Annotated in this window: 5 protein-coding genes; 3 read left to right on the top strand and 2 right to left on the bottom strand. The window is 51.8% G+C overall.

Annotated features, from left to right (window positions below; genetic code table 11):
* The first annotated feature begins 103 nt into the window (after nt 1-103).
* Together rpoB and rpoC are read left to right on the top strand one after the other, a co-directional pair.
* Nucleotides 104-3,916, top strand: coding sequence for a DNA-directed RNA polymerase subunit beta (gene rpoB / locus HMPREF0636_RS05835; protein WP_005468471.1), 3,813 nt, complete (start codon nt 104-106; stop codon nt 3,914-3,916).
* A 259-nt stretch (nt 3,917-4,175) separates the two neighbouring features.
* Nucleotides 4,176-8,528 (top strand): DNA-directed RNA polymerase subunit beta', encoded by a 4,353-nt coding sequence (gene rpoC / locus HMPREF0636_RS05830; RefSeq protein WP_044169106.1) that lies wholly within the window; start codon nt 4,176-4,178, stop codon nt 8,526-8,528.
* A gap of 244 nt (nt 8,529-8,772) precedes the next feature.
* On the opposite strand, the gene HMPREF0636_RS05825 is transcribed toward rpoC, so the two are convergent.
* Together HMPREF0636_RS05825 and HMPREF0636_RS05820 are read right to left on the bottom strand one after the other, a co-directional pair.
* A complete protein-coding gene (locus tag HMPREF0636_RS05825; protein WP_081748413.1) occupies nt 8,773-9,636 on the bottom strand; it encodes a nuclear transport factor 2 family protein in 864 nt (287 codons plus the stop codon).
* Nucleotides 9,637-9,742: 106 nt separating this feature from the next.
* Nucleotides 9,743-10,588, bottom strand: a complete 846-nt coding sequence (locus HMPREF0636_RS05820; protein ID WP_044169105.1) for an AraC family transcriptional regulator — start codon at nt 10,586-10,588, stop codon at nt 9,743-9,745.
* A gap of 1,074 nt (nt 10,589-11,662) precedes the next feature.
* Here HMPREF0636_RS05820 and HMPREF0636_RS05810 point away from each other — a divergent pair.
* The gene (locus tag HMPREF0636_RS05810; protein WP_044169103.1) at nt 11,663-14,707 is read left to right on the top strand and encodes a SusC/RagA family TonB-linked outer membrane protein; all 3,045 of its coding nucleotides are present in this window, start codon (nt 11,663-11,665) and stop codon (nt 14,705-14,707) included.
* Nucleotides 14,708-14,727: the final 20 nt, after the last annotated feature.

Raw genomic sequence — 14,727 nt, 5'->3', positions numbered from 1 at the left:
AAATCAGGTGATTATGGTTAAGATCCCCCGACGAGGGGGATCTTAACCATTTCGTGTCTAAGAACAACGAATCCGTACTCTTATTACCTCAAGCAATAAATAGATGGCCGCCAATCCACAAAAACGGAGAATCAACTTTGCTTCGATCAAGAATCCGCTTGTCTTCCCGGACTTCCTCGAAGTACAATTGAAGTCTTTCCGCGACTTTTTCCAGCTGGATACCGCTACAGAGTCCCGCAAATCAGAGGGGCTCTATCGGGTATTTAACGAGAACTTCCCCATTGCAGACACGCGGAATAACTTTATCCTCGAGTTTCTCGACTACTATGTCGATCCTCCTAAATACACCATTGAGGAGTGTTTCAGCCGTGGCCTAACCTATAGCGTGCCACTTAAGGCCAAGCTTAAGCTCTCTTGTACGGATCCCGACCATGAGGACTTCAGCACTGTTGTGCAAGATGTCTTCTTGGGTTACATCCCTTATATGACTGAGTCGGGTACGTTTGTTATCAATGGTGCTGAGCGTGTAGTTGTCTCTCAGCTCCATCGTTCGCCTGGCGTATTCTTTGGGACAAGTACCCACACCAACGGCTCTCAGCTTTACTCCGCACGTATCATTCCGTTCAAGGGCTCTTGGATTGAGTTTGCAACAGACATTAACAATGTCATGTATGCTTACATCGATCGTAAGAAGAAGCTCCCAGTGACGACCTTGTTGCGTGCCATTGGCTTTGAGTCTGATAAGCAGATCTTAGACCTTTTCGATCTCTCTGAAGAGATAAAGGTGACACGTGCTAACCTCGAAAAGCATGTTGGCCGACGCCTAGCAGGGCGTGTCACGAAGACCTACATCGATGACCTCAGTGATGAGGATACGGGTGAGGTCGTCTCCATGGAGCGTATCACTGTGCTTGTAGAGCGCGAGGCTGAGATCACGGAAGACAATATAGACCTCATCCTGGAGTCAAGTAATAAGACCATCCTTCTCCATAAGGAGAGAACGGAGGACTCTCTGGACTACGCCCTTATCTTCAATACGCTCCAGAAGGACCCTTGTAACTCGGAGCATGATGCTCTCTATTATACGTACCGCCAGCTACGTAATGCTGATCCTGCAGATGAGTCCAATGCACGTGAAGTATTGGCAAATCTCTTCTTCTCTGACAAGCGTTACGATCTTGGGGAAGTAGGGCGTTATCGAATCAACAAGAAGCTAGGTCTAGACATCGACCCCGACAATCGTGTCCTGACCAACGAGGACATCGTGGCAATCATCAAGTACCTTGTCGGGCTTGTGAATTCTAAGGAAGTGGTGGACGATATCGACCACCTCTCCAATCGCCGTGTACGTACAGTTGGTGAGCAGCTCTATAACCAGTTTGGTGTGGGGCTTGCACGTATGGCTCGTACAGTACGTGAGCGTATGAATGTACGTGACAACGAAGTCTTCGTACCTACCGATTTGATCAATGCAAAGGCTCTGTCCTCTGTTGTCAATTCTTTCTTTGGTACGAACGCTCTATCTCAGTTCATGGACCAGACGAACCCTCTGGCAGAGATTACCCACAAGCGCCGTCTCTCGGCTCTGGGACCGGGTGGTCTCTCTCGTGAGCGTGCGGGCTTCGAGGTACGTGACGTACACTATACCCACTATGGCCGTCTCTGTCCTATTGAGACGCCTGAAGGACCTAACATCGGTCTTATCTCCTCCCTCTGTGTCTATGCGAAGATCAATGACCTTGGCTTCATTGCCACTCCTTACCGCTCGGTGAAGAATGGTCGTGTAGACTTCTCTGAGGAAGGACTACAATATTACACAGCAGAGGAGGAAGAAGAACTCGTCGTAGCTCAGGGGAATGCCCCCCTAGATAATGCTGGTCGCTTCATCCGTGATGCAGTCAAGGCTCGTAAGGAAGCCGACTTCCCAGTTGTGTCTCCTAGTGAGGTACAGCTCATGGACGTTGCTCCTACGCAGATTGCTTCCATTGCGGCCTCTCTCATTCCATTCCTAGAGCACGATGACGCTAACCGTGCCCTCATGGGATCGAACATGATGCGTCAGGCTGTTCCCCTCCTTCGTCCCGAGGCTCCTATCGTAGGTACGGGTATTGAGGGGCAGCTAGTGCGTGACTCTCGTACACAGATCGTGGCTGAGCGTACCGGTGAAGTGGTCTTCGTCGATGCGACCTGCATTAAGATCCGCTATGATCGTACCGAGGATGAGGTCTTCGTTAGCTTCGAGGATCCCATCACGACCTACAACCTCCCCAAGTTCCGCAAGACCAACCAGAGCACGACTATCGACCTACGCCCCATCTGCTTCAAGGGGCAGCGTGTCGAGGCTGGAGACATCCTTACCGAAGGGTACTCCACACAGGCTGGTGAGCTTGCCCTTGGTCGAAATGTCCAGGTGGCTTACATGCCTTGGAAGGGGTACAACTATGAGGATGCTATTGTGCTCAATGAGCGCCTTGTTCGTGAAGACTTCTTCACCTCTGTGCACGTAGACGAATATACGCTGGAGGTGCGTGAGACGAAGCGTGGTATGGAAGAGCTTACGAGTGACATCCCGAACGTTGGGGAAGATGCCACGAAGAACCTTGATGAAAACGGTATCATCCGTATCGGGGCTCGTGTGAACCCAGGCGATATTCTTATCGGTAAGATTACTCCAAAGGGTGAGTCCGATCCTACTCCAGAAGAGAAGCTCCTTCGTGCTATCTTCGGGGACAAGGCTGGGGACGTCAAGGATGCTTCGCTTAAGGCTACTCCTTCACTCCGTGGTGTTGTTATCGACACCAAGCTCTACTCTAAGGCTACGAAGAAGAACCGTGCTGAGCTGAAGGAGGCTGTTGCTCTCCTCGATGAAAAGGGTGAGCGTAAGCAGGCTGAACTTAGAAATAGTTTCATTGATCGTCTCTTTAAGCTGTGCTCGGGTAAGACCTGTAAGAGCAGTGTGAAGGACTTCCTCGGGGTAGAAAAGCTCCGTAAGGGAACGAAGTTCACACGTGCTGAGCTCGAGGCACTGAACTACAATGAGATCATCGTCTCTGGTTGGACGGGCAATGAGCATACCGATAAGCTAATCGGCGAAGTCGTATCTAACTATCTGAAGAAGGCGAAGGAGTACGACTCCGAGCTTCGTCGTCGCAAGCTTGACGAGACGATGGGAGACGAGCTACCTTCTGGGATCATCCAGATGGCTAAGGTCTACATTGCCAAGAAGCGTAAGATCCAGGTAGGGGACAAGATGGCTGGTCGTCACGGTAATAAGGGTATTGTCTCTAAGGTCGTTCGTCAGGAAGATATGCCCTTCCTGGCCGATGGTACTCCTGTGGATCTCTGTCTGAACCCTCTGGGGGTGCCTTCGCGAATGAACCTCGGTCAGATCTTCGAGGCTGTCCTCGCATGGGCTGGACGACGTCTGGACTGCAAGTTTGCCACTCCTATCTTTGATGGGGCTTCCCTCGACGATATGAACGAATGGACCGACAAGGCAGGGCTTCCCCGCAACGGTAAGACCTACCTCTTCGATGGTGGTACGGGTGAGCAGTTTGACCAGCCTGCTACGGTTGGGGTCACTTACTTCCTCAAGCTCGGTCACATGGTCGATGACAAGATGCACGCTCGTTCCATCGGGCCTTACTCTCTGATCACGCAGCAGCCTCTTGGCGGTAAGGCTCAGCATGGTGGTCAGCGTTTCGGGGAGATGGAAGTCTGGGCACTTGAAGCCTTCGGTGCTTCACATATCCTACAGGAGATCCTCACAATCAAGTCCGACGACGTCCACGGACGCTCTAAGGCCTACGAAGCGATTGTGAAGGGAGATCCGATGCCTACGCCAGGCATCCCAGAGTCGCTCAACGTACTGCTGAACGAACTGAAGGGGCTTGGTCTCAGCTTCTCGCTTGATTAAGATTCCGAATTAGCTTCCTCCCTCTCTCCACCTACGGAGACCTCCTAGGGTGAAGAGAGGGGTGGAGCTACTGATAATACTCATTTTCTCCCCCTCTCTGGATGGTTCCCCTTGTAAGTGCTTAGGGTTTCCCCCGTAACGTCGGACGAGTTTCCCCCGATACCTGCCTAGAGGTTGTGGTAGTACCTTCTCCCCCTCTGCGGATACCCCCACCCAAAGGATAGAACCTTGAGACAACGATTCATTCCCCAGCTTGATTATGGCTTTCAAGAAAGACAATAAGATAAAGAGTAATTTCTCCCAGATTCGGATTTCTCTGGCCTCCCCAGAGGAGATCTTAGAGAACTCAAGCGGTGAGGTGCTCAAGCCCGAGACCGTCAATTACCGTACCTATAAGCCCGAGCGTGATGGGCTCTTCTGCGAACGCATCTTCGGTCCCGTCAAGGACTTTGAGTGCCATTGTGGTAAGTACAAGCGTATCCGCTATCGTGGCATCGTCTGTGACCGTTGCGGTGTAGAAGTCACGGAGAAGAAAGTGCGCCGTGAGCGCATGGGGCACATCAAGCTCGAGGTGCCCATTGCTCACGTTTGGTACTTCCGTTCACTACCGAACAAGATGGGCTATCTCCTTGGTCTTTCTACCAAGAAGCTCGAGTCCATTATTTACTATGAGCGCTATGTCCTCATTCAGCCCGGGGTACTCGCTGCTCGTATCAACGAAGACCTTGTCAAGGAGTCTGCAGCCAAGTCCCTAGAGAAGGATCCCAATCCTGTCTTCACTGAGGAGCAGTACCTTGAGTATCTTGATTACCTAGATCAGGAGTATCCAGGTAACGCACAACTCGAGGATACCGATCCCGACAAGTTTATCTGTAAGACAGGGGCTGAGGCTGTTTACGATATGCTCGCTCGCCTTGATCTTGACGCCCTCTCTTACGAGCTACGTCATAAGGCTAGCACCGATGGTTCACAGCAGAGGAAGAGCGAAGCGCTCAAGCGTCTACAAGTAGTCGAGAGCTTCCGTGCCTCTAAGAACATCAATCGTCCCGAGTGGATGATCATGAAGGTACTCCCCGTCATCCCACCCGATCTGCGCCCGCTTGTTCCTCTGGATGGTGGCCGCTTCGCTACGTCTGACCTCAACGACCTCTATCGTCGTGTGATCATTCGTAACAACCGCCTAAAGCGCATGATTGAGATCAAGGCTCCTGAGGTCATCCTTCGTAACGAGAAGCGTATGCTCCAGGAGGCGGTTGACTCGCTCTTCGATAACTCCCGTAAGTCTAGTGCCGTACGCTCTGACAACAATCGTCCGCTCAAGTCCCTCTCGGATAGCCTGAAGGGGAAGCAGGGACGTTTCCGTCAGAACCTCCTCGGTAAGCGTGTAGACTACTCCGCACGTTCGGTCATCGTCGTAGGCCCAGAGCTGAAGATGCACGAATGCGGTCTGCCTAAGTACATGGCAGCTGAGCTCTATAAGCCATTTATCATCCGTAAGCTCATTGAGCGTGGTATCGTCAAGACCGTCAAGAGTGCCAAGAAGGTCGTCGATCGTAAGGACCCTGTCGTATGGGACATCCTTGAGTACGTGATGAAGGGACACCCCGTCCTCTTGAACCGTGCTCCTACCCTGCACCGACTTGGTATCCAGGCCTTCCAGCCCAAGATGATCGAGGGTAAGGCTATCCAGCTCCATCCACTATCTTGTACGGCCTTCAACGCCGACTTCGATGGTGACCAGATGGCTGTCCACCTCCCCCTTGGCAACGAAGCTATCCTCGAGGCTCAGATGCTCATGCTTGCCTCGCACAACATTCTCAACCCTGCCAATGGTGCGCCGATTACCGTCCCTTCACAGGACATGGTGCTCGGGCTCTACTATATCACCAAGCTCCGTCCCGGGGCTAAGGGTAGCGGCTATACCTTCTATGGTGTAGAAGAGGCTACCATTGCCTACAACGAAGGTAAGATAGATCTCCATGCTCCGATTAAGGTTTATGTGGACGACATGAAGGATGGCGAGCCCGTCCGTCACATGGTCGATACTTCGATGGGGCGCCTCCTCGTCAATGAATATGTGCCTAAGGAAGTCGGCTACGTGAACGAAGTACTAGGTAAGAAGTCCCTCCGTGACATCATCGGTCGTGTGATCAAGATCTGCGGTGTGGCTACGACGGCACAGTTCCTTGATGACATCAAGAACCTCGGGTACTACATGGCCTTCAAGGGTGGGCTATCCTTTAACCTCGGTGACGTCATCATCCCAGAGGAGAAGGCTAAGCTAATCGCCGAAGGGTACGAGGCTGTCGATGAGATTATGATGAACTATAGCGGAGGGTTCATTACGAACAACGAACGCTACAATCAGATCATCGACACCTGGACGCATGTCAATAGCCAGCTCACAGGCATCCTGATGAAGCACCTGAGTGAAGACAACCAGGGCTTCAACTCCGTCTTCATGATGATGGACTCTGGGGCTCGTGGTTCGAAGGAACAGATTCGTCAGCTCTCCGGTATCCGTGGTCTTATGGCTAAGCCTCAGAAGAGCGGGAGCGAAGGGGGACAGATCATTGAGAACCCAATTCTCTCTAACTTCAAGGAAGGTCTTTCCGTGCTCGAGTACTTCATCTCTACCCACGGTGCTCGTAAGGGTCTTGCCGATACCGCTCTGAAGACTGCCGACGCAGGGTACCTCACCCGTCGTCTCGTAGACGTCTCTCAGGATGTGATCGTGACCGAGGAGGACTGTGGTACGCTCCGTGGCCTTGTTGCTACTGAGCTCACCAAGGAGGATAACGATGACGAAATCGTAGCTACCCTCTATGAGCGTATCCTTGGACGTGTCTCTGTCCATGACATCATCCACCCCTCTACGGGTGAGATCATCGTCCATGCAGGCGAAGAGATTCGTGAGGCTGCTGCCGAGCTGATTCAGGCTTCACCTATTGAGCAGGTTGAGATTCGCTCTGTGCTCACCTGTGAGTCCAAGAAGGGTGTCTGCGCCAAGTGCTATGGTCGTAACCTCGCTACCAACATCCTCGTCCAGAAGGGTGAGGTTGTCGGTGTTATCGCTGCCCAGTCCATCGGTGAGCCTGGTACACAGCTTACGCTCCGTACGTTCCACGTCGGGGGGGTTGCTTCGAACGTCGCTACCCGCAATAGCGTCGCTGCCAAGTATGATGGTATCGTGACCTTCGATGATCTTCGTGTCGCTGAGGTCGCTGGTCAGGATGGTGAAGCACCACAGAAGATCGTGGTAAGCCGAATGACTGAACTCAAGATTTCCGACAAGAACACAAAGATTGTCCTTCGCTCCGTGAAGGTACCTTATGGTGCTAAGCTCTTCTTTGATGAAGGTCAGGAGGTAAAGAAGGGTGAGACGCTCTTTGAGTTCGACCCATTCAACGCCCTTATCATCTCTGAAGTCTCTGGTAAGGTTGTCTTCGATAACCTCATCGAAGGCTCTACCTATCGTGTCGAGTCGGATGAGGCTTCAGGTCTGAAGGAGATGATTATCATTGAGTCTAAGGATCGTAACCTTGTCCCAGGTATCCATATCGAAGATGCGAAGGGCAATATTATCCGTAACTACAACCTTCCTCTCGGTGCTCACATCGTACAGGACAACCATAAGGCAATCAAGGTTGGGGAAACGCTTGCTAAGATTCCTCGCTCTATGAGTAAGGCAGGCGACATCACGGGGGGGCTACCTCGTGTGACAGAGCTCTTCGAAGCTCGCAATCCTTCCAATCCTGCTGTTGTAGCAGAGGTCGATGGGGTGGTCTCCTTCGGTAAGAGCCTCAAGCGTGGTAATCGTGAGGTCATCGTCACCACAAAGCTCGGTGCCGAACGTAAGTATCTTGTCCCCACCTCGAAGCAAATCCTCGTCCAAGAGGGTGACTCCGTCTATGCGGGTATGCCTCTCTCCGATGGTGCCATTACGCCTACGGATATCCTTGAGATCAAGGGCCCCACGGCTGTCCAGGAGTACATCGTGAACGAAGTACAGGACGTCTACCGTCTACAGGGTGTGAAGATCAACGATAAGCACTTCGAGGTCATCGTACGTCAGATGATGCGCAAGGTAGAGATTCTCGATCCAGGGGATACGCTCTTCCTCGAGCAGCAGGTCGTCGATAAGCTAGAGGTTATGGAGGAGAACGACCGCCTATGGGGCAAGGTCGTGGTCACCGACGCTGGCGACTCCGAGACGCTCAGCCCAGGGCAGATCGTCACTCTGCGTAAGCTCCGTGATGAGAATAGCTCCCTCAAGCGCCGTGACCTCCGCACCGTAGAGGTACGTGAAGCCAAGCCTGCAACTGCCCGCCAGATCCTCCAGGGGATCACACGTGCTGCCCTACAGACGAAGAGCTTCATGTCCGCAGCCTCCTTCCAGGAGACCACGAAGGTGCTCAACGATGCAGCCATCAATGGTAAGGTCGACACCCTTGAGGGTCTAAAGGAGAATGTCATCTGTGGTCACTTGATCCCTGCCGGTACGGGGCTGCGTGAGTACAAGCGACTCGTAGTGATGCCTGAGGTGGAGCATCAGAAGGCTCTAGCGGCCTCAGCTTCCTTCGATGACGAAGTCCTTGCAGTAGCTGAGTAATGCTCTGATTTAAGCTAGTTAATACGAGAGGCTGTACCCACATCGATGGGTACAGCCTCTTCTTTTTATATTCTAGTGGGTGGTATATCTCTATGTTTTGGCCAGAGAGTATCTATATTTTGCCCAGAGTGAGAGACTCTTTGCTAATTAGGGGTGCAAGTGAAATAAGTCCCCCGCCCGTGCTATAGAGTTGTAGCACGGGCGGGGGACGTCTTTGGTATAAGAAGGAGAGATGGGGCTGGCCTTAGAAGCTGAATTTCCCGTTCTTGTTTTGGTGCTGTTCGGCGGGGAGGACGGGTTCGACGACGTCCCAGTGCTCTGCTATCTTGCCGCCTTCGACACGGAAGAGGTCGTAGAAGGTCACGGCCTTACCCCCGAAGCTCCCTTCGCTGATGGCGAGGACAAAGTTCCCTTCGCCTAATACCTTGTGCACACGATCGTAGGTCATTGCGATGCCTTGCTTAGCCATTGCCTCGAGTGCAGCGCCCAGCCCAGAGAGCCCGTCGGCGATGGCAGGGTTGTGCTGGATGTAGTTGTCGCCATCGAAGTAGCTTGTGAGCTTCTCGGGAGCCTTGCCCTGCAGGACATCCGAGACGAACTGGGCGACTAGCTTCTTGTTCTCCTCGGTTTTGTCGAGATCCTTGACTTTGGTGGTGCCATCGATCATGGTGTGACCGCTGGGGTTCGCTGTAGCCGGCTTCTCCTGAAGGTTGTCCCAATGCTCGACGATCTTACCTCCCTCGAAGCGGAAGATGTCAAAGCCGATCTTGGGGCCGAAGAAGTTGTAGTCCGTATGGGCGATGACGAAGTCGCCATCCTGTAGGGCACGTACGGTGTTCACTCGTGCGGAGCCTGCGGGTAGGGCAGCGAGAGCCTCGCCGAAGCCTGCTAGGCCGTCCTTGATACCGAGGTTGTGCTGGATGTACTTCTCGGGGTTGATGACTGCGACGGGTGCGCTCTCGCCCGTCTCGATGCTCTTGAGTAGAGCGACTACTTGTTCCTTCTGATTCATAGTTGTGCTATCTGTTGAGTTGGTTCCTTCGTTCTTCTTGTCGCAGCTGACCAGTGCGAGGCTGGCAACGAGGAGGGTGATTACCTTGAGCTTCATTGTTTACGTTGTTCGTTTCTTTTTTACACTGCAAAGGTACAGCGGCTCTTACCCTCCGCTGTAATCCTTCCTCGCCCTTGTAGGGTAAATCTCCGCCGACAAGCTCCTAGTGCTCACCTTGCGCTAGTCGGAAGTCTCCGGGACTAAGCCCTGCATGCTTGCGAAAGAACTTATTGAAGTTGGTGGGCTCATCGAAGCCGAGCCCATAGGCGACCTCCTTGATGGAGAGGTCGCTGAAGGACAGTAGACGCTTCGCCTCCAGCAGACGGCGCTGGTCGAGGTAGGCCTTGGGTGTCATCCCCACAGCCTGCCGTACAGCCCCTGCTAGTTGCTTCTCCATGATCCCGAGCAGTCTCTGATAGTCTTGGATGTTGTAGAGATGGTGGTGATGCTCCTCGACCGCTGCGAAGAACCTCCCTGCCAGCTCGCCACCTCCCTCAGCCTCATGGGGCAGGCGCCGTGCCACCTCTGCCAGCAGGATGCGCAGGCAGCTCCGTGCGATGATGAGCTGGTACACACTCTCCTGTGCTGTGAGCTCTCTCATGAGCTGGTGCATGAGCCCTAGGATCGGGAGCCCATGTAGAGAACTGACCTTATAGCCCCTAAGGCTTGCGCCGAGGAGCTGGTGTAGGAGTCGGATGTCGCTAGCGGCTTCGCCTACGAACTCGGGGACGAAGAGCACGGCGAAGCCCTTCGGCAGGCTATCGAGACAGAAGCGCACGACCTGCCCTGGTGAGATGAGTAGGGCTTCTTCGTCTCTGATGCAGACGTCCTCGAAGTCTAGGCTTAGGCTGAGCCTCCCCTCCTCGACCCATAGGAGCAGGTAAAAGTCCGCCCGATGGATGGCACTTGCTTTCTCTGCCTTCTCGCTGAGGAAGGTAAGGGGCTTGACCTCGAGACCGAGGCTGGAGGGGCTATTGAAGGGGTATCTCTGTATAGTAGGCTGAGTCATGGAGCAAAGGTCGGTATTTCTAGGGATATGTTGTCCCCATATAGTCAAGGTTAGATGAGGCTGCCTTGTGGGGAAAAAGGGTAATGGATTATCTCTATTTGTCTGTAGCGGAGGGAGGATAGAGGCCATCTCTTTATTGGTCAGACGAGGCTCTGGCTCTGTCCTTAGGCTAGGGAGTCGAGCGGAGAGATCTGTTGTGTCCCATATATTCTCCCTGTTGCTGACGTTGAGTGCAGGGTTGGGGATGTCTTACTCAAATTCAGTCTTAGGTTATTCTTATGCCCTTCCCTAGGGCATTATATTGTGCTTATTGTCAGCGTTATATGTTTTGTTTAGGATATGGGCTAGCGACTTACCACAACTCGTCATGACGAGTTGTGGTAAGTCGCTTAGATGAGTTATGGTAAGTCTCTGAAGAGAGTTATGGTAACTCGTTACGGCGAGTTGTAGTAAGTCTCAGGCTTTGCTCTTAAATGCCTTTAGGTAGGAGGTTTTAGAGGGAGTGTGTTTTTACTTGAAGGAATGCTTTCCAAAGAAGATGGGAATGTGTACGGAGGCGAGGAGAAGTCGTGCCGAGGAGATAAGTGAAGGTGGGGGTAAGGTGAAAGAGAGGGGAGGAGCGGAAAGGATATTGAAAAAGTTGAAGAAAAAAGCTCGTTTTTTTGTTCTGCATTCGCAAATCGGAGAAAATATGAGTTCGGATAACATGTTTTAACTGAGTGTAAATATTTATGTATAAGGTGTTGTGATGTCGTGACTTAGTTTGTCTTTAGGGCGTTTGTGAAGGGTGCAGCAAGTGGAAATACTTTCTTAATAAATTTAATAAGTACCATTCCCTCAAAAACCCTTCATTTAATAGCTTTTTTCTCCTATTTTTGCGGACGCATCACTTAGGAAAAGATAGCCTTGCGAATTATCTTTCGGCGTTTATATCGAGGATGGGCCTTTTGGAACACAAATTCCTTTAGGAAGTTCCCAGCTTAAAGGAGTACCCCCTTGTTTGGCGTTGTGGCAAATATACTGAGGTCGGCCTATGGTGCTGTACTGTAGAGTCTTATTTTATACAATTCAGATATGAAGAAACTATTATTTCTCCTCATGAGTATCTTCTTCGTGGCTGTCTCTGCGATGGCCCAGGGGAAGAGCATCAGCGGTGTCGTGCGTGATGCTGCCGATCATGAGCCGCTGGTCGGAGCTTCTGTTATGGTCAAGGGTGCGTCTGGTCAAGGCGCTCTGACGGACATCAACGGGAAGTTCACCGTGAAGAATGTCAAGGCTGGCGCAACGCTAGTCGTTACCTACGTTGGCTACACGAAGCAAGAGGTCGTCGTAGGGGATCAAACAGAGTTGGTCATCAATATGGCCTCAGCTGACAAGCAGCTAGACAAGGTCGTTGTCACCGCTCTTGGTATTAAGCGCAGCCAGAAGGCTCTGAGCTATAATGTCCAAGAGGTGAAGAGCGATGCTCTGACTACTGTCAAGGATGCCAACTTCATGAACAGCCTCTCAGGTAAGGTCGCTGGGGTAAACATCCAGCGCAGCTCCTCTGGTGTCGGCGGTGGTACTCGTGTCGTCATGCGCGGTAATAAGTCTATCTCGGGAGACAACAACGTGCTCTACGTGGTCGATGGGGTGCCTATTGGGAATAATGCAGACCGTGCTGGTGACGGCTCGGGCTTTGGTTCAGGACGTACCTCCAGCGAAGGCATATCGAACTTCAACCCTGAGGATATAGAGTCGATCTCCGTCCTTACAGGGCCTTCGGCGGCAGCACTCTATGGTGCTTCAGCAGCGAATGGGGTAATACTTATCAATACAAAGAAGGGGGTAGCGGGGCAGTTCCGTGCGAACTTCTCCAGCTCTACAGAGTTCTCCAATCCCTTTATCCTCCCACGCTTCCAAAATATCTATGGGAACAAGCCCGGTGAAGTCTCTTCGTGGGGAGATAAGCTTGCTACACCATCAAAGCATAACGTAAAGGACTTCTTCAGAACGGGGACGACCTTCAACAACGCCTTTAGCTTCTCTACGGGTACGGACAAGAACCAGACTTATTTCTCGGCTTCGTCGATTAACTCTAGAGGGATTGTCCCCAATAACGCTTATCATCGCTACAATGTGTCGTTGCGTAACACAGCGAAATTCTTGAATGATAAGCTTACTCTTGATGTGACAGCAAACTACGTACGTGAGTATGCCAATAATATGGTCTCTTTCGGTACGTACTTTAACCCTATCGTTGGGCTTTATCTCTATCCACGAGGTATGGACTTCGATCAGGAAAAGCACTTTGAGCGTTACGATGACGCACGTCACTACAGCGTACAGCAGTGGGGACCAGGCGATATGGGGCTAGAGGCTCAGAACCCTTACTGGGTAGCCTATCGTAACCTTCGCCCAGAAGTCAAGGATCGCTACATGCTCTTTGGCTTACTGAAGTATGATATTTCGAAGGAGCTAAATGTCGCAGGTCGTGCCCGTTTGGATAAGACAGATACGGAGAATGAAGACAAGCGTTATGCAACGACAACCTCTACGCTGGCTAAGCCTCTCGGTACATATCGTTACTCCTCGGGTTACTACAAGCAGCAGTATGTAGACTTCATGGTGAACTACTCTGGGGATGTCGCAAGAGACTATCACCTTACCGCAAACGTTGGTACCTCTTACGAGGAGTATGACTCGAAGGGGAGTGGTTATGCTGGTGACTTACTTCGTATAGCGAATAAGTTCATCTACTCGAATATTGACGCCGCTAATGCTACGCCTTCGCAGACGGGGGAACGTAAGAGCAACTTCGCAGTCTTTGGCTCCGCTGAGCTAGCTTGGCGTAACGCTCTTTATCTAACAGTTACGGGGCGTACGGACAAGCCTTCACAGCTGGTCAATAGTGCAGATCCCTGGATCTTCTATCCATCTGTCGGTGTATCGGCTATCGTAACAGAACTTATCGGTGATAAAGCGCGTGCTGCACTCCGTCCCGCTCTTACCTTCCTTAAGGTACGTGGCTCTTATACCGAGGTTGGCTCACCTATCCCCTTCATTGGTCTAACTCCAGGTACGCAGACTCGTAAGCTCAAGGGTGGAAAGCTTGAACCATTCGACTACTACCCACTTCCGAACCTCAAGGCTGAGCGCACTCGCTCCTTTGAGCTAGGGATTGACTCTCGCTGGTTTGATGGGGCTCTATCTTTTGCTGCTACGATTTACCAGTCTAATACCTATAATCAGCTCCTCGGTACAGACCTAGATGCTAGCACGGGATATAAGAAGCTCTATGTGCAGGCAGGTAATGTACGCAACCGAGGGATTGAAATGACCCTAGGGTTTAACAAGACGTTTGGTCAGTTTGGCTACAACACAAGCCTCACGGCTACAGCTAACCGTAATAAGATTATCCGTCTTGGCTCAGGTGTCTACAACCCTATTACTAAGCAGCGTGTAGACCTCAACGACCTTCAGGTCGGACGCTTCCGCCTACGTGAGGGTGGAGAGATCGGGGATGTCTATGCTACGCAGGCCCTAGAGCGAGACTCAAAGGGGCGCCTAGTATACGAAGAAGGTGCACCACTCCGCACGATGACCACAGCCCCCTATAAGCTCGGCTCTGTGAATGCAAAGTGGAACCTTGGTTGGCGACATGGCTTTAGCTTCAAGGGCTTTGATCTGAATGTGCTCTTTACGGCACGCCTCGGTGGTATTGTGATTTCAAAGACACAAGCAACTCTGGATAAGTTCGGCGTATCACAAGCCACAGCGGATGCTCGTGCACAAGGGAAAGTAAACCTTGGCCCTGGCTTTGATGTCAATCCGCGTATCTACTATGATGCCGTTTCTCAGCTTGATGCTTACTACGTCTATTCAGCCACGAATGTTCGTCTGCAAGAGATGAGTCTCACCTATAGTCTCCCACAGAGTTTCATCAATAAGAGCTTCCTGGGGAAGGCCGTTCGTGGTGCTTCACTCTCTGTGTATGGTACTAATCTATGGATGATCTACAATAAGGCTCCATATGACCCTGAGCTTACTGCATCTACTGGTACCTTTGGACAGGGATACGACTACTTCATGCTCCCCAGCCAACGTACGCTTGGTGCTAGCTTGAAGCTCAACTTCTAAGCGTATCTATCCTAGAAAAC

It is taken from the genome of Porphyromonas catoniae ATCC 51270 (assembly GCF_000565015.1).
GTDB lineage: Bacteria > Bacteroidota > Bacteroidia > Bacteroidales > Porphyromonadaceae > Porphyromonas > Porphyromonas catoniae.
This window is presented reverse-complemented; position numbering and strand designations above follow the sequence as displayed.